Origin of the sequence: Aeromonas sp. 102P (genome assembly GCF_051920345.1) — a bacterium.
GTDB classification, from domain to species: domain Bacteria; phylum Pseudomonadota; class Gammaproteobacteria; order Enterobacterales; family Aeromonadaceae; genus Aeromonas; species Aeromonas veronii.
The window spans coordinates 195,005-210,722 of sequence record NZ_JBQBCZ010000001.1 but is presented as its reverse complement, the minus strand read 5'-3'; the positions used below and the strand labels follow the sequence as shown (position 1 = coordinate 210,722).

The following is a 15,718-nucleotide window of genomic DNA, read 5'->3' as shown; positions in this document are numbered from 1 at the left end:
CTCTCTTCACGTCCTCAATACGATGCCATGCTACGTCATCTTCCGCCGAACAGCTTCATCAGCTTATCAAGCAGATCAAGCTGTTGTGGTGGTTGCTTCATGGCTTCCGCCTCCCGCTCCAGCAGGGCCCGCTGCTCCTGCTGGCGGTCGCTCAGCACCCGGTAGAGGGGCTCGACCAGCGACTCGCGCTGCATCACCAACTCCTGAAACATTGCCTGATTGATGCGATAGGTTTCGACGGTGGCCACCGCCCGCACCGTGAAGGAGCTGGGCTCGCCGGTGAGCAGGCTCAGTTCGCCAAAAAAGTCTCCCGCGTTGAGCGTACCGAGTTTCAGCTCTCGCCCTTCGACATTGACCACCATCTCGGCCTCCCCTTTGACCAGCACGAACAGCCAGCTGGAGACATCCCCCTGCTCCAGCATGATGTCGCCGCTGACGAAGGGGGCGAACTTCACCTGATCGGCCAGCTGGAGCAGCTCGTTCTCCTGCAACATGGCAAACAGCGGCAGCTTGCGCAGGGTATCGGTTCGTTCGGCGGTGTGGCGCTTGTGGCGGGCATCCAGATGCTGCTTCTCCTTGGCCATAAAGACGTTGAAGATCGGCGGGGTGAGGCGACGATCGTTGCGGCGCAGGGCGGCATCGATCAGGCTGCGCACCATGGAGTCGGTCGGATCGTCGCGAGCCAGGTCAGTGAGCCAGTAGCGCACCGCATAGCGGGCGATGCCCCCTTCGACGTTCATCAGCAGGCAGTCCGGTTGCGGATGCTTGGCGACGCAGGGGAGCTTGGTCTCTCGCAGGGATTTCTCGATCAGCGCGATGATCTGGGTCGGCAGGGTATCCAGGGTCAGATCGAACCAGACCCAGCGCCGCCACTGCAAGGGTTCGCCACGGCGACGCCCGAGCACGGTGAAGCGCTGTTTAAGCAGGTGGCTGTTGGGGATGACGACTGTCTCCCAGTTGCGGGTCTCGATGGTGGTGGCACGCCAGTTGATCTCTACCACCCGGCCCTGGGTGGTGTCGACTTGCAGCCAGTCACCGATGGCGATGGAGTTGTCGAGCTGAATGGAGACCCCGGCCAGCAGGTTGCCAAGGGTGTCCTGCATGGCGAAGGCGATGACCGCGGTGATGACCGCCGAGGTGGTGACTATCTCCCCGAGCGCCATGCCGGAGGCGTAGAGGCGAAACAGACCCCAGCCGATATAGCCGATGGTGATGACGATATCGGCGATGATCCGCGGGATCCGCACATGGCAGAGGGGGAGCAGAAACTCGAACAGCAGGATCCCCCATATCTTGACCAGTATCAGGCCGGCCAGCAGGGTTGAAATCTCGATCAGCAATTGATGGGGCAGCGGCAGTTTGAACCAGCCCCCTTCCAGCTGGATCAGCAGGATCACTACTGCGCTAATCATCACGAAACTGAGTTCGGAGAGCAGCTCCCGTCGCTGTCCCGGACGGCGCCAGAAGTGGATCAGCATCAGGGAGAGGGTGAGCAGAGTCCAGAACGGGTGTTCGCCAATCCAGATCAGCGTCGGTAGCGCGGTGAGGTTTTCGCCAGCCATAGCAGCACCTTATTGTGGTTTTATTTCCAGCATAGCTGCTGCGGCGCGGGGAAATGGTGCGTTGGGGCGGCAATTTATTTATCCTGTGCAGAACCCGGCAAAGGAGTGCGATTGAGTGAAATTTTCAAAGAAAATCATCTGTTTGATGGCCCTGTTGCCATTGGCTGGCTGCGATCTGTTGGCCGAAAAGTATCGGGTCGAATTCCGGGATGGTTCCTGGCGTGAAATAGCCATTACCCCCTTCTCCAGCGAGGCGCGCTGGCGCGAGGGGTGTGCCACCGGCGAGGTGCTGAGCGACATGAAGGTACCCATCAAACGGGGTGACACGGTTAATGGCCGCGAGCAGCTGCTGATCGGCGGCGAGAAGTTCGAGCTGGATGACAACAACCTCTACCGCAGCAACGGCATGGTGTTTGGTCATTCGCCTGACCATATCCAGCGCGGGCTCAAGGGGATGGATATCTGCCGTACCCTGCGCCCCGAGCGGGGCGGACTGCCCAAGCTCAAGGCGCGCGGGTTTGGCGACTGAATCGATGAGGGATTAACTCGCTGCCATCAATGCACTGCGTTGGCGGCAGGCATCGCCAAAGGCTTGAAAGATCTTGATGGAGTGGGGGTTTTCATTGGCTTTCCACTCCGGATGCCACTGCACTGCCAGCAAAAAGGGTGACAGTGCGGGAGCATGAAGTGCCTCTATCAGCCCATCTTCGGCGTGGGCCAACGGCTCCAGACCATTCCCCAACCGGTTAATGCCCTGCCCATGCAGGGAGTTGACCGGAATCTGTTCTTCCCCCATCAGTTCGGCAAACCAGCTGCCGGGCAGCAGTTTGATCTGATGGCTCGGCCCATACTGCTCGTCGACCGGATCGTCGGCATCCTCCCGGTGATCGTCATAACCCGGCTCGTTATAGACCTTCTGATGGATGTCTCCCCCCAGCGCCACGTTTATCTCCTGCATGCCGCGGCAGATACCGAGGATCGGCAAGCCACGGGCGAGCGCTCCCTTGATGAGGGGCAGATCGAACAGGTCGCGATCCCTGTCCTGTTGTTTCTCCGGCGTGAGGTTCTCCTGACCGTAGAGGGCTGGATCGATGTTGGAGCCGGCGCCGCTCAGATAGATGCCGTCAGCCAGATCCAGATACTGCTCCAGAGCGGTGGTGCCGCAGCAGGTGGGCACCAGCAGCGGGACGCAGCCGCTTATCTCCACCAGCGGCATGATGTATTTGTGGGTCATCACCTGATAGGCGTGGCCGTTGCGGGGCTGGGCGCCCATGGTCATCAGCACGACAGGTTTACGGGGAGCGGGAGGCTGGGGATTTGGCATAGGGCACCTTGATTATCCTTGGCGTTGAAGTCTCATCCTGCGCCTTGGGCAGGCCCTTGCAAACCGCTAGGGCAAGGGCATGCCTCAAGGCATGGTCATGGGATCCCGCGTCGGGCCGAGTGACAGAATCGTTGGTCAGCCTGGACAGCGACGGCATGGATCCTCTCTTCAGTCTGCCAAGGCCGTTCAATATGTCAAACAAAATGATGCGAAGTTGTTAACGGATTTATCTTGAACTGCTCTGAAGCTGCGATTTAACGGGGCTGTTGAGATGAGCTGTTATGGCTGGGGTAGCAAAATGGTGGATATATTAAACGCGCAGGGATGGCGGGGGATGTGGAGAGAAAAAGGCATCAATAGAAGCACGCCTCCCCGAGGGGAGGCGTGTTTCGGGGATCACAGTAGGTCTTCGATCTCGCCGCGCAGATACTGGTACATCTCGCGGTAGGCGACCGGCGGCTTGTTCAGCTCCCGCTCCTTGTTGGCGGAGCGGATCAGCTGGCGCAGCTTCTGGCGATCCAGCTCGTGGAACTGGGACATCAGCTCGTTGAGGGCGCTGTCACCTTCGGTGATCAGGCGCTCGCGCCACTGCTCCAGGCGATGCAGGCGTGCATTCACGGTGGAGTGACGGTTCTTGATGATGGAGAGCGCTTCGGCAATCGGCTCGATATCGCGGCTGCGCATCAGGCGGCCGATGAACTGCAGATGGCGACGGAAGGACTCATCCTTCTTCGGCTTGAGTTTGCGACCTAGCTCGACAGCTTCTGCAAGCTCTTCATCCAACGGGATTTTTTCCAGCTCGCTGTGGCTGAGGGAGACGATCTCTTCCCCCATTTTCTGCAATGCTTCGGCATCGCGCTTGAGCTGGCTCTTGCTGGGGCCCCAGTCTTCGAACTCGTTGTCGTCTTGATATTGACTCATCGGTCTCTTGATTCCTGTCATTCACGTTTGGCGGATATGTTACCAGCTTCTCCCGCTGGGCGCAGGGGTCTGATATGCTTACCCCCTTTCCTTCTTTCATACAGATGTGAGTTATGGATCAGCAAGACCAAATCCGCCAGGATCAAGCCCATCTCGAGGCCGTGGTTGCCGAAGCCCTGGAGATAGCCAAAGGACTGGGCGCCTCGCTGGCCGAAGTCTCCATCAGCAAGCAGACCGGGTTGTCGGTGAACACCCGGGGTTGTGAACTGGAAAGCATTGAATTCAATAAGGATGGCGCCCTCGGCATCGCCGTCTATCGCGATGGTTGCAAGGGATCTTCCTCGACCACCGATCTGAGCAAACCCGCCATTCGTGCCGCCGTTGAAGCGGCCATCGAGATTGCCCGCCACACCTCGGCGGATGATTGCGCCGGTCTTGCGGACGCCGAGCTGCTTGCCTGGGATGCCCCCGATCTGCAACTGTGCCACCAAATCGAACTGGATCCCCAGCGCGGGATCGAACTGGCCATCGAGTGCGAGCGACTCGCTCTGGGCCGCGATGCCCGCATCAAACACTCCGACGGTGCCGGTTTCTCCAGCCATCTTGGCATCAAGGTCTATGGCAACAGCCACGGCTTCGTCAAAGGCTACGCGGCGTCGCGCAACTCTCTGAGCTGCGTGCTGATCGGCGAGCAGGATGGCGACATGCAACGGGATTACGGCTACTCCTCCAGCCGTACCCTCGACGGGCTCTGGAGCCCGCAGCGCATTGCCGACGAAGCCGTTGAGCGTACCGTCTCCCGCCTCGGCGCCCGCAAGATTTCTACCCGCCATGCCCCTGTGCTGTTCCACCCGGACACTGCCTCCGGCCTGTGGGGCCATCTGGTAATGGCTATCAGCGGCGGCAACCTCTATCGCAAGTCGAGCTTCCTGCTCGACAAATTGGGCAAGCAGATCCTGCCCGAGTGGCTCACCATTCAGGAGTTCCCCCACCTGCTGGGCGGGCTTGCCAGTACCCCGTTCGATGGGGAAGGGGTGCGCACCCGCGACATGGATATCATCCGTAACGGCGAGCTGATGAGCTGGCTGCTTACCTCCTACTCCGCGCGCAAGCTCGGGCTGACTACTACGGGTCATGCCGGTGGTATCCACAACTGGCAGGTCTCCAATACCGGCCAGGATTTTCAAGGCATGCTGAAAGAGATGGGCACCGGCCTGCTGGTGACCGAGCTGATGGGGCAGGGGGTCAATATCGTCAATGGCGACTACTCCCGTGGCGCCGCCGGTTTCTGGGTCGAGAATGGCGAGATAGCCTATCCGGTCGAGGAGATCACCATCGCCGGCAATCTGGCCGAGATGTTCAGCCATATCGTGGCGGTGGGCTGTGACGAGGATGAACGCTCCAGTCTCAAGACTGGCTCGGTGCTGGTAGAGAATATGAAGCTGGCGGGCCACTGACCCCAGTTTCAACAGAACCGAAACCATGAAAAAGGCCCCCTCGCCAACGCGAGGGGGCCTTTTTATCGGCCAGCGATCAGGGGGTTATCAGCCCTTGATGCGCTCGATGCGGCCACCCAGACCCTGCAGCTTCTGCTCGATGTCTTCGTAGCCACGGTCGATGTGATAGATACGGTCGACAATGGTGGAGCCTTCGGCTACGAAGCCGGCCAGCACCAGACTGGCGGAGGCGCGCAGATCGGTCGCCATCACCTGGGCACCCTTGAGTTGCTCGGTGTCACGGCAGATGGCTACGTTGCCCTGCAGTTCGATGTCTGCGCCCATCCGTACCAGCTCGGGAACGTGCATGAAGCGGTTCTCGAAGATGGTCTCGGTGACCATACCGGTGCCTTTGGCAACGGCGTTCAGCACAGTGAACTGGGCCTGCATGTCGGTCGGGAAGGCCGGGTAGGGGGCTGTCTTGATGGTGACCGGCTTGAGGGTGCGGCCAGTCATGTCGAGGGTGATCCAGTCTTCACCCTTCTCAATCAGGGCGCCAGCCTCTTCCAGCTTGACCAGTACCGCTTCCAGCAGGGTCGGGTCGGTCTTGCGGCAGGTGATCTTGCCGCCGGTCACCGCTGCGCCCACCAGGAAGGTTCCGGTTTCGATGCGGTCAGGCTGCACGCTGTAGTTGCCGCCGTGCAGACGCTCGACACCGTCGATGGTCAGGGTATCGGTGCCCGCGCCCTGGATCTTGGCGCCCAGAGTATTGAGGAAGTTGGCCAGATCGACTACTTCCGGCTCACGTGCGGCGTTTTCGATCACGGTGCGACCATCAGCCAGGGTCGCAGCCATCATCAGGTTTTCGGTACCGGTCACGGAGACCATATCCATCAGGATGTGGGCGCCTTTCAGGCGGCCATCGACACGGGCCTTGATGTAACCATCTTCGATGGTGATCTTGGCACCCATCAGCTCCAGGCCGTGGACGTGCAGGTTGACCGGACGGGCACCGATGGCGCAACCGCCTGGCAGGGAGACATCAGCGGCGCCGAAACGGGCGGCCAGCGGGCCCAGCGCCAGAATGGAGGCGCGCATGGTCTTCACCAGCTCGTAGGGAGCGACGTGGTTGTTCACTGCACCGGTCAGCACGGTGACGTTGCCGTTGACCTTGGTGGTCGCGCCCAGCATCTCCAGCAGCTTGATAGTGGTGCCCACATCTTTCAGGCGCGGCACGTTGGAGAGGTGTACCTCTTCATCACAGAGCAGGGTCGCGAACAGGATCGGCAGCGCGGCGTTTTTGGCGCCGGAGATGGTCACTTCGCCGTTGAGAGTACAACGACCATCGATTTTGAATTTGTCCATTTTTACTTCGTTACCAAATCAGGAGGGCAATAGGAATTTACGTTCGCGTTTCCACTCGGCGTCGGTGAACGCTTTGATGGAGAGGGCGTGAATGGCGTTGCTGGCGATCTTGTCCATCAGCGGGGCATAGATGGCCTGCTGCTTCTTGACCCGGCTCATGCCGTCAAACATGTCACCGACGGCGATCACTTGGTAGTGACTACCGTCCCCTTTGACATGGACTTCGGACAATGGCAGAGCCTCAAGGAGTATCGCTTCAATTTCAGAGACTTGCATTATGCGTCCTCAGTTGTGAGCGGGGTTGACTGAAACAGCCCGGCCACCCCGTAGAGGTTGGCCAGGGTATAGAAATCACTGGAGGCGCCCACCAGTTGCGGTGTGGCGCCTCGCGCTAATACGGCTTTGGCCCATTTGACCAGCAGGGCCAGTCCGGCGGAGTCGAGAGTGGTGACGCCGCCCAGCTCGAGCCGGTCATCCTGCCACCATTCGTCGCGGCGTTGCCACAGGTCATTGACCTGTGGCGCCTGCAGCTCACCGCTGAGGGTCATGGTTTGAGTACCAGCGGCTTGGCGTTGTGTTCACGCAACAGGGCGATCACCGCATCAATGCCATTCTGGCGGATCAAACCGCCGAGCTCGCTCTGTTTGGCGGAGAGCAGGCTGATCCCCTCGGCCACCATGTCGAAGGCTTTCCACTCGCCGGTCTTGTTGTTCTTGCGCAGTTTGAACTCGAGGAAGATGTCCGGCTTGCCGGCCTCTTTCACGCTGACGTTGACGGCGGTGATGTTGCCGCTGGGAGCTTTGCCCGGCTCGACCTTGACGGTCTGCTTGTCAAAATGGGCCAGCGCATCGGCGTAGGAGCTCACCATGTACTCGGTGAACACCTCGACGAAGGCATTGCGCTGCGCTTCGGTGGTTTCTTTAATCTGGTTGCCAAGCACCTTGTAGGCGGCGAAGCGGTTGTCCACATAGGGCAGCAGCTCTTCGCGGATGATCACCCGCAGGTGATCCGGATTGCTCTTCACCTGGGCCTGATCGGCCTTCAGACGGGCAAAGGTCTGCTTGGCAGCCTGATCCACCAGCGCGTTGGGGTCGGTGGCATCGACTGCGGCCTGGGCAGACAGGGAAAAGAGCATGCTGGTCATCAGACCCAGCAGCAGGGCGATTTTCTTGAACATGGTTACTCCTTCTTGCTGTCTGATTTGCTGTCGGAGGATTGGCTGTAGAGGAACTTGCCAATCAGATCTTCCAGCACGATGGCGGACTTGGTGTCTTCAATCAGGTCGCCATCCTTGAGCATCTCAGTGCCCATCTCCTCATCGCTGAAGCCGGGGGCCAGACCGATGTACTGCTCGCCGAGCAGACCGGAGGTGAGGATGGAGAGGGAACTGGTATCGGCGAACTCGCCAGCGCTCTTTTGCATCATCAGGGTGACTTCGGGCACCTGGGTTTTCGGGTCCAGTACGATGTCGCTGACCCGACCGACCACCACGCCGCCGACCTTGACCGGCGACCGGACTTTCAGGCCGCCGATATTATCGAAATGCGCGCGCAGGGTATAGGTTTCTCCTTCCGGTTTGAAGCTCAAACCGGCCACTTGCAGGGCCAGTGCCAGAATGGCACCGATGCCAGCCAGCATGAAGATGCCGACCAGGAATTCTACTTTGCTGAACTTCATCTTTACCTTATCCAAACATGACTGCAGTGAGTATAAAATCCAGGCCGAGCACGGCGAGGGATGAGTGGACCACGGTACGGGTCGTGGCCTGACTGATCCCGGCCGAGGTCGGCTTGGCATCATAGCCGTTAAAGAGCGCAATCCAGGTGACCACCAGGGCGAAAATCAGGCTCTTGATGGCGCCCTGCATGATGTCATCCTGCCAGTCGACGGAGGCCTGCATGGCAGACCAGAAGCCCCCTTCGTCCACGCCGAGCCAGTCCACACCGACCAGCTTGCCGCCGAAGATACCGATCAGGCTGAACATAAAGGCCAGCAGCGGCATGCTGATGACGCCAGCCCAGAAGCGGGGGGCAACCACCCGGCGCAGTGGGTCGACCGCCATCATCTCTAGGCTTGAAAGTTGCTCGGTGGCCTTCATCAGGCCGATTTCAGCGGTCAGGGCCGAACCGGCACGGCCGGCAAACAGCAGCGCCGTGACCACAGGCCCCAGCTCCCGCAGCAGGGAGAGGGAGACCAGCGGCCCCAGGCTCTGCTCGGCGCCGAAATCCTTCAATACGTTGTAACCCTGCAGCGAGAGCACCATGCCGATGAACAGGCCGGAGACCAGAATGATGGCCACCGACTGCACACCCACCACATAGAGCTGCTGGACAAGCAGCGGGAAGTGCTTGCGCGGCTCGGGTTTGCCCGCCAGCGCATGGAACAACATGATGGTGGCGCGACCAACGGAGCTGATAAACCGCACTCCGACCCGCCCCAGCTTGCTTATTTGACTTATCAACATCAGAGATCCTGTAGCAGATCGCCTGCCGGAAAATGAAACGGAACAGGACCATCGGGCAATCCTTTGAGGAACTGCTCGACTTCGGGGTTGTGCTCCTCGCGCAGCTGATCCGGCGTGCCGTGCGCCACCACCTTGCGATTGGCAATGATGTAGGCGTAATCGGCGATGCTCAGCACCTCTTTCACGTCGTGGGTGACGATGACGGAGGTGATACCGAGGGCATCGTTCAGCTCCTTGATCAGCTTGACCAGCACCGCCATGGTGATGGGGTCCTGCCCGACGAACGGCTCGTCATACATGATGAGGTCAGGGTCAAGGGCGATGGCCCGTGCCAGCGCCGCCCGGCGCGCCATGCCGCCGGAGAGCTCGGAGGGCATCAGTTTTGCTGCGCCGCGCAAGCCCACCGCCTGCAGTTTCATCATTACGATGGTGTGGATCAGCTCCTCCGGCAGGCCGGAGTGCTCCCGCAGCGGGAAGGCCACGTTGTCGTAGACCGTCATGCCGGTAAACAGGGCGCCGCTCTGGAACAGCATGCTCATCCGTTTGCGCACTTCATAGAGACGCGAACGGGAGAGGGTGGGGATATCTTCCCCGTCAAACAGAATGTGACCGGACTCCGGCTTGAGCTGGCCACCGATCAGCCGCAGCAGGGTGGTTTTACCGATGCCGCTCGGGCCCATGACGGCGGTCACCTTGCCACGAGGAATGGTCAGGTTGATCCCGTCATACAACAGCCGATCTCCGTGACTGAAGGTCAGGTCGGAGATGGTGATCAGGTCATTGTTCAAACAATTGTCCATCCGGTGTAAATGAGGTGCGAATTTTATGGGGTAGTCTAGGTCTAAGCAACAGCAAGGAACAACTATTGAACAGGCTGCAAGCCCATTTGCACGACAGTTTTCTGTAACAAAGTGCGTCATTGAGAGCGGGACTTGCCATCCGATTCGCTTATCCGGGCAGACTTTTTTATAATCCCGCAGCTAATTTCGGCCCGGAGCTGTGTCTTTATGTCTGTAAAGCCTGAGAAAGTGTCTGAACTGTTCGATTTTCGTCGCAGTGCCCGCGCGGTGCTGGACACAGAAAAGCAAGCCATTGATGGACTCTATCAGTATCTGAATGACGCCTTCGACAAGGCGTGCGAAATGGTGCTGCGCTGCGGTGGCAAGATAGTGGTCACCGGCATGGGCAAATCGGGCCATATCGGCAGCAAGATCGCCGCTACCCTCGCCAGCACCGGCACACCGGCCTTCTTCCTTCATCCGGGAGAAGCGAGTCATGGCGATCTGGGGATGATCTCCAGCGGCGATCTTATCATCGCCATCTCCAACTCCGGCGAGAGTGACGAAATCCTGGCCCTGCTGCCGGTACTTAAGCGCCGCGGCATTCCGCTCATCTGCATGACTGGCAATCCCGCCTCCACCATGGCCAAAGAGGCCAACGTGCATCTGTGCATCAAGGTGGAGAAAGAGGCCTGCCCGCTGGGGCTGGCACCAACTTCCAGTACCACGGCAACCTTAGTCATGGGCGATGCCCTGGCGGTTGCCCTGCTGGAAGCACGCGGTTTTACCGCCGATGACTTCGCGCTTTCGCACCCGGGCGGTTCCCTTGGCAAGCGTCTGTTGCTGCGGGTTGGCGACCTGATGCACAGTGGCGAGCTGTTGCCCCGGGTAGGGATAGATGCCACCATCAGCCAGGCGCTGCTGGAAGTGAGCCGCAAGGGGCTCGGTATGACGGCTGTGGTCGATGGCAATGGCCTGCTGGCCGGGCTCTTTACCGATGGCGATCTACGCCGCATTCTTGACCAGCAGATCGATATCCATCACACCCCCATCAGCCGTGTGATGACGGCCAACTGTGTTACCGTAGGTCCAGAGATGATGGCTGCGGAAGCCGTTAAGCTGATGGAAACGAGAAAAATCAACGGATTACTGGTCGTGGATGAAGAGAAACGCCCGCTCGGCGCCTTCAACATGCACGACCTGCTGAAAGCCGGAGTAATTTGATGCAAAACGTACCGACCCTCTATGGTCCGGTGACGCGCAGCCAGTTCGACAAGGCGGCGCAAATCCGCCTGCTGGTGTGCGATGTGGACGGGGTGCTCTCCAACGGCCTTATCTACATGGGAAACAACGGCGAAGAGCTGAAAACCTTCTGCACCCGTGATGGTGCGGGCATGCGAGCACTGCTCAATGCCGGGATCGAGATCGCCATCATCACCGGGCGCAACTCCCGAATCGTCAGTGATCGGATGAAAAGCCTGGGGGTGGCTCATGTGGTGCAGGGGGCTGATAAAAAGCTGCCTCACTTCGAAGCGCTGCTGGCCAAGCTGGGGCTGACCCCGGAACAGGCTGCCTATATGGGCGATGACACCATCGATCTGCCGGTGATGGCCGCCTGCGGCCTGGGTATCGCGGTGGCCGATGCCCATCCGCTGGTGTTGAGCCGTGCCGATATGGTGACCCGGCTTGGCGGTGGCATGGGCGCGGTGCGCGAAGTGTGTGACCTCATTTTGCAGGCGCAGGGCCACGACGATTATCAGCCCGAGGCCTCGGTATGAGCAGACAGACCCTGTTGTTTGCCCTGTTGTTTCTGGTCGCGCTGGTTGCCTGGCAGTTGGGCAAGGTTGAGCTGGTGCCTGAGAGCGCCGTCAAAATCGAAAACTATCAGCCGGATTTTGTCGCCAAAGATCTGGTGACCACCCGTTTTGATATCAATGGCAAGCGCACCGAGCGGTTGGAGTCGACCTACGCCGAGTATTATCAAATCCTCGAGCAGGCCACCTTCGACAAGCCGGTGGTCTACATGTATGACGATCAGGGTGCCGCCGAGTGGAAGGTGACCGCCGAAACCGGCGTGCTCAACACCGACGACAACGTCATCCTGCGGGACAAGGTGCATCTGGATGGTCTGCTGCCCACCTCTTTCATCTCCACACTGGATACCCCCTATCTGGAGCTGGATCTGGTGACACAGGATGTGCGCAGCAACCGGGAAGTGAACATTCTGGGTCGGGATTTCCAGACCCAAGGGGTTGGCCTCAAGGGCCATCTGGACCGCAAATATTTTGAGTTACTGGATCAAGGCCATGCCATCTATTTCAATGAAAAACGCTAATCTGGCCCTCGCAGCCCTGTTGTTGTGTGGTGCGGTGACCGCCAAAGAGTCCGACTTTGCCGAGAAGGTCTATGTCGATGCCGTCAAACAGGTGGCCGAGATGCAGGACAACCGCATCACCTTCGAAGAGGATGTGACCATCAATCAGGGCACCATCCGGATCAAGGCTGACAAGGTGGTAGTGACCCGCTCCGGCGAGAAAGGGGCGGAGGTGATGACTGCCTACGGCAAGCCCGCCACCTTCTTCCAGATCCTGGATAACGGCAAGCCGGTCAATGCCCACGGCAATACCATCCGCTACGAGCTGAAGAACCGGCTGGTGACCATCACCGGCAACGGCCAGCTCAAGCAGGAAGATAGCCAGGTCAATGGCGATCTGATCCGCTACGACATCGTCAAACAGAAGATGATTGCCGAGAGCAAGAGCCCGAGCCAGCGGGTCAAAACCGTGTTCCTGCCGGATCAGGTAGAGAATTTCGACAAGCCCGCCGACCAGAAGAAGCAGGGAAAATAAGCCATGGCAGTGTTGAAAGCAGTGGGTCTGCAGAAGAGCTACAAGCGCCGCATGGTGGTGAGTGACGTCAGCCTTGAAGTGGGCACCGGCCAGATTGTCGGCCTGCTCGGCCCCAACGGGGCGGGCAAGACCACCTCCTTCTACATGATCGTGGGGCTGGTGCAGCGCGATGCCGGTCTCATCACTATCGACGATCAGGACATCAGCCTGCAGCCCATGCATGTGCGGGCCCGTAACGGCATCGGTTACCTGCCGCAGGAGGCCTCCATCTTCCGTCGCCTGTCGGTGTTCGACAACCTGATGGGAGTGATGCAGACCCGCAAAGGGTTGAGCCGTGAGGAGCGTGAGGACAAGGTTCAGCAACTGCTGGAAGAGTTCAACATCACCCACATTCGCGACAACCTAGGTCAGAGCCTCTCCGGCGGTGAGCGCCGTCGGGTCGAGATCGCCCGTGCGCTGGCGGCCGAGCCGCGTTTTATTCTGCTGGATGAACCCTTTGCAGGGGTTGACCCGATTTCTGTGATAGACATCAAGAAGATCATTCAGCATCTGAAAGATAGAGGCCTTGGCGTCTTGATTACCGACCACAACGTCAGAGAGACTCTGGACGTATGTGAGAAGGCCTATATCGTCAGCCACGGCAAGATGATTGCCGAAGGTGCACCGGCTGACATCCTTGCCGATGAGCAGGTCAAGCGCGTCTATTTGGGCGATCAATTCAGTCTATAGTAAGGGGGCATGCCTTCATTTCCTTTGACGAGTGCCTCGCTGAACATAAGGATATCCCGACGTAGATGAAGCCGACATTACAGTTGCGTCTCGGTCAGTCCCTGACCATGACGCCGCAATTACAACAAGCGATTCGTCTGCTCCAGCTCTCCACTCTGGAACTTCAGCAGGAAATTCAGCAAGCGCTCGAAAACAACCCTCTGCTGGAGCAGGAAGAGAGCGAGGCGCAAGAGACCAGTCCGGAAGCGCCGGTCGATGCCAGCCAGCTGGATTCCAGCGATGCCATGGCCCAGGAGCAGATGCCGGATGAGTTGCCGGTGGATACCACTTGGGACGAGGTTTACTCTGCCGGCACCGCCCAGAGCGCGGGCCCTATCCACGATGGGGAAGATAGCGTCTATCAGGGAGAGACCACCGAAAACCTGCAGGATTATCTGTTGTGGCAGATGCGGCTCACACCGTTCAGCGATGTGGATGCCGCCATCGCGCTCGCCATCATCGATGCCATCGACGAATCCGGTTATCTGACCGTTGCGCTGGAGGATATCCGGGCTGCCGTCACCAGCGATGACGTAGAGGTGGAACTCGATGAGGTCGAGGCGGTACTCAAGCGGGTGCAGCACTTCGATCCGGTCGGCATTGCTGCCCGTTCTGTGCAGGAGTGTTTGCTGATCCAGCTGGATCAGTATGACCCGCAGACCTCTTGGCTCAACGAGGCAAAAGAGGTGATCCTCGAGCACATGGAGCTGCTCGGCAACCGGGATTACCGCACCCTCGCCCGCAAGACAAAACTCAAAGAGAGCGACCTCAAGGAGGTGCTGGATCTGATCCAGCTGCTGGAGCCGCGCCCCGGCAATGGCATCATCCAGAGCGACTCCCAGTATGTGATCCCCGACGTCTCCGTGGTCAAGAAGGGCAGCAAGTGGGTGGTCGAGCTCAATCCCGACTCCGCCCCCCGCATCCGGGTCAATGAGACCTATGCCGCCATGGCCCGCAACGCCCGCAGCAGCACCGACACCCAGTTTATCCGCTCCCATTTGCAGGAAGCCAAGTGGTTCATCAAGAGTCTGGAAAGTCGCAATGACACCCTGCTGAAAGTGGCCAGTTGCATTGTCGAGCAGCAACAGGGCTTTTTCGAGTATGGTGAAGAGGCGATGAAGCCGATGGTGCTCAATGACATCGCCGAAGCGGTAGAGATGCATGAGTCAACCATCTCCCGGGTGACGACCCAGAAGTACATGCATACCCCCCGTGGTATCTTCGAATTGAAGTTTTTTTTCTCCAGCCATGTGAACACCGAAGGAGGAGGAGAGTGCTCATCGACCGCAATTCGCGCGCTCATCAAGAAGCTGGTCACGGCAGAGAATCCTGCCAAGCCGTTAAGTGATAGCAAGATCGCGGATTTGCTGGCCGAACAGGGTATTATGGTGGCGAGACGCACGATCGCTAAGTATCGCGAATCCTTGTTTATCCCACCTTCCAATCAGCGCAAACGCCTGGTTTAGGCAAACAAAAGGATGATGTTATGCAAATTAACCTGACCGGACACCATGTCGAGATCACCGAAGCTCTGCGTGATTATGTGAATAACAAATTTGCCAAACTCGAGCGTCACTTCGACCACATCAACAATGTTCATGTGGTGCTTAGCGTGGAAAAACTGAACCAGATAGCGGAAGCCAAATTGCACGTCAGCGGTGGCGAAGTGTTTGCCAACTCTGAACATGCCGATATGTATGCTGCGATAGACACCTTGCTCGACAAGCTGGACAGGCAGATCATCAAGCACAAAGATAAGTTAAATAAAAAATAACCATGCAACTTGAACACATACTGAGTCGGGACTGCACCAAGAGTGCAGTCCCTTGTTCCAGCAAGAAACGCGCCCTCGAAATCATCAGCGAGCTGGCCGCCGAACGCCTTGGCACCTCCCGCCAGGCGCTGTTTGAATGTTTGCTGGCCCGCGAAAAAATGGGTAGTACCGGGATCGGTGCCGGTATTGCGATCCCCCACGGTCGCATTGACGATGAGTTCCCGCCAACCGCGATCCTGATGACCTTTGCCGACCCTATTCCTTTCGACTCCATCGACAATCAACCGGTTGACCTGCTGTTTGCCTTGCTGGTGCCGGAAAGCGAGTGCAAGCAGCATCTCAAGACCCTTTCTCTGATGGCTTCCAAGCTGGGTGACAAGGTGGTTTGCCGCCAGTTGCGTCAGGCAACCAGCGACGAAGAGCTCTATCAGATCATGACCTCGGCCTGACAGCAGGCCAAGGATGAGACACCCGTT

Annotated in this window: 20 protein-coding genes; 10 read left to right on the top strand and 10 right to left on the bottom strand. The window is 58.8% G+C overall.

Annotation, left to right across the window (positions count from 1 at the left end):
• Nucleotides 1–35: 35 nt before the first annotated feature.
• Nucleotides 36–1,562, bottom strand: coding sequence for a cyclic nucleotide-binding domain-containing protein (locus tag ACTG1K_RS01035; protein WP_021231830.1), 1,527 nt, complete (start codon nucleotides 1,560–1,562; stop codon nucleotides 36–38).
• A 145-nt stretch (nucleotides 1,563–1,707) separates the two neighbouring features.
• Here ACTG1K_RS01035 and ACTG1K_RS01030 point away from each other — a divergent pair, with 145 nt between their 5' ends.
• On the top strand, nucleotides 1,708–2,091 hold the full coding sequence (locus ACTG1K_RS01030; protein ID WP_040069030.1) for a hypothetical protein: 384 nt from the start codon (nucleotides 1,708–1,710) through the stop codon (nucleotides 2,089–2,091).
• Between the two features lie 12 nt (nucleotides 2,092–2,103).
• Here the strand turns inward: ACTG1K_RS01030 and ACTG1K_RS01025 are convergent, their stop codons facing one another.
• Nucleotides 2,104–2,886, bottom strand: coding sequence for a gamma-glutamyl-gamma-aminobutyrate hydrolase family protein (locus ACTG1K_RS01025; protein ID WP_425854579.1), 783 nt, complete (start codon nucleotides 2,884–2,886; stop codon nucleotides 2,104–2,106).
• Nucleotides 2,887–3,282: 396 nt separating this feature from the next.
• Complete coding sequence (yjgA, locus tag ACTG1K_RS01020) at nucleotides 3,283–3,807, bottom strand: ribosome biogenesis factor YjgA (protein WP_005336359.1); 525 nt, start codon at nucleotides 3,805–3,807, stop codon at nucleotides 3,283–3,285.
• 113 nt (nucleotides 3,808–3,920) lie between these two features.
• On the opposite strand from yjgA, the gene pmbA reads away from it, so the two are divergent.
• Nucleotides 3,921–5,264, top strand: a complete 1,344-nt coding sequence (pmbA, locus tag ACTG1K_RS01015; RefSeq protein ID WP_005336357.1) for a metalloprotease PmbA — start codon at nucleotides 3,921–3,923, stop codon at nucleotides 5,262–5,264.
• 87 nt (nucleotides 5,265–5,351) lie between these two features.
• On the opposite strand, the gene murA is transcribed toward pmbA, so the two are convergent.
• From murA to mlaF, 7 genes are read right to left on the bottom strand one after another with little or no spacing between them, the layout of a single operon-like run.
• On the bottom strand, nucleotides 5,352–6,608 hold the full coding sequence (gene murA, locus ACTG1K_RS01010; RefSeq protein ID WP_005336355.1) for a UDP-N-acetylglucosamine 1-carboxyvinyltransferase: 1,257 nt from the start codon (nucleotides 6,606–6,608) through the stop codon (nucleotides 5,352–5,354).
• An 18-nt stretch (nucleotides 6,609–6,626) separates the two neighbouring features.
• Complete coding sequence (gene ibaG / locus ACTG1K_RS01005) at nucleotides 6,627–6,884, bottom strand: BolA family iron metabolism protein IbaG (protein WP_005306001.1); 258 nt, start codon at nucleotides 6,882–6,884, stop codon at nucleotides 6,627–6,629.
• Nucleotides 6,884–7,156, bottom strand: a complete 273-nt coding sequence (locus ACTG1K_RS01000) for an STAS domain-containing protein (RefSeq protein WP_110303984.1) — start codon at nucleotides 7,154–7,156, stop codon at nucleotides 6,884–6,886. The genes ibaG and ACTG1K_RS01000 overlap by 1 nt, the downstream gene beginning before the upstream one ends.
• A complete protein-coding gene (locus ACTG1K_RS00995) occupies nucleotides 7,153–7,785 on the bottom strand; it encodes an ABC transporter substrate-binding protein (RefSeq protein WP_440004712.1) in 633 nt (210 codons plus the stop codon). Before ACTG1K_RS00995 ends, ACTG1K_RS01000 begins: the two co-directional genes overlap by 4 nt.
• Nucleotides 7,786–7,787: 2 nt before the next feature.
• The gene (mlaD, locus tag ACTG1K_RS00990; protein ID WP_257690870.1) at nucleotides 7,788–8,285 is read right to left on the bottom strand and encodes an outer membrane lipid asymmetry maintenance protein MlaD; all 498 of its coding nucleotides are present in this window, start codon (nucleotides 8,283–8,285) and stop codon (nucleotides 7,788–7,790) included.
• A gap of 7 nt (nucleotides 8,286–8,292) precedes the next feature.
• Nucleotides 8,293–9,072, bottom strand: a complete 780-nt coding sequence (gene mlaE / locus ACTG1K_RS00985) for a lipid asymmetry maintenance ABC transporter permease subunit MlaE (RefSeq protein WP_307896063.1) — start codon at nucleotides 9,070–9,072, stop codon at nucleotides 8,293–8,295.
• Nucleotides 9,072–9,872, bottom strand: coding sequence for a phospholipid ABC transporter ATP-binding protein MlaF (mlaF, locus tag ACTG1K_RS00980; RefSeq protein ID WP_005336343.1), 801 nt, complete (start codon nucleotides 9,870–9,872; stop codon nucleotides 9,072–9,074). Before mlaF ends, mlaE begins: the two co-directional genes overlap by 1 nt.
• Before the next feature lie 207 nt (nucleotides 9,873–10,079).
• On the opposite strand from mlaF, the gene ACTG1K_RS00975 reads away from it, so the two are divergent.
• The 8 genes from ACTG1K_RS00975 (at nucleotide 10,080) to ptsN (ending at nucleotide 15,691) form a co-directional block, all read left to right on the top strand.
• Entirely contained in the window at nucleotides 10,080–11,075 is a 996-nt protein-coding gene (locus ACTG1K_RS00975) for a KpsF/GutQ family sugar-phosphate isomerase (protein WP_058057518.1), read from the top strand.
• A complete protein-coding gene (gene kdsC / locus ACTG1K_RS00970) occupies nucleotides 11,075–11,629 on the top strand; it encodes a 3-deoxy-manno-octulosonate-8-phosphatase KdsC (RefSeq protein ID WP_088868289.1) in 555 nt (184 codons plus the stop codon). The genes ACTG1K_RS00975 and kdsC overlap by 1 nt, the downstream gene beginning before the upstream one ends.
• Nucleotides 11,626–12,186, top strand: a complete 561-nt coding sequence (gene lptC, locus ACTG1K_RS00965) for an LPS export ABC transporter periplasmic protein LptC (RefSeq protein WP_440004711.1) — start codon at nucleotides 11,626–11,628, stop codon at nucleotides 12,184–12,186. The genes kdsC and lptC overlap by 4 nt, the downstream gene beginning before the upstream one ends.
• On the top strand, nucleotides 12,173–12,700 hold the full coding sequence (gene lptA, locus ACTG1K_RS00960; RefSeq protein ID WP_040068817.1) for a lipopolysaccharide transport periplasmic protein LptA: 528 nt from the start codon (nucleotides 12,173–12,175) through the stop codon (nucleotides 12,698–12,700). The genes lptC and lptA overlap by 14 nt, the downstream gene beginning before the upstream one ends.
• Nucleotides 12,701–12,703: 3 nt before the next feature.
• On the top strand, nucleotides 12,704–13,429 hold the full coding sequence (lptB, locus tag ACTG1K_RS00955) for an LPS export ABC transporter ATP-binding protein (RefSeq protein ID WP_005336333.1): 726 nt from the start codon (nucleotides 12,704–12,706) through the stop codon (nucleotides 13,427–13,429).
• 65 nt (nucleotides 13,430–13,494) lie between these two features.
• On the top strand, nucleotides 13,495–14,934 hold the full coding sequence (locus tag ACTG1K_RS00950) for an RNA polymerase factor sigma-54 (protein WP_376899471.1): 1,440 nt from the start codon (nucleotides 13,495–13,497) through the stop codon (nucleotides 14,932–14,934).
• A 20-nt stretch (nucleotides 14,935–14,954) separates the two neighbouring features.
• Nucleotides 14,955–15,242 carry a ribosome hibernation promoting factor gene (gene hpf / locus ACTG1K_RS00945; RefSeq protein ID WP_005336323.1) on the top strand — a complete coding sequence of 96 codons (288 nt, stop codon included), beginning with the start codon at nucleotides 14,955–14,957 and terminating at the stop codon, nucleotides 15,240–15,242.
• Nucleotides 15,243–15,244: 2 nt separating this feature from the next.
• On the top strand, nucleotides 15,245–15,691 hold the full coding sequence (gene ptsN / locus ACTG1K_RS00940; RefSeq protein WP_425854592.1) for a PTS IIA-like nitrogen regulatory protein PtsN: 447 nt from the start codon (nucleotides 15,245–15,247) through the stop codon (nucleotides 15,689–15,691).
• Nucleotides 15,692–15,718: the final 27 nt, after the last annotated feature.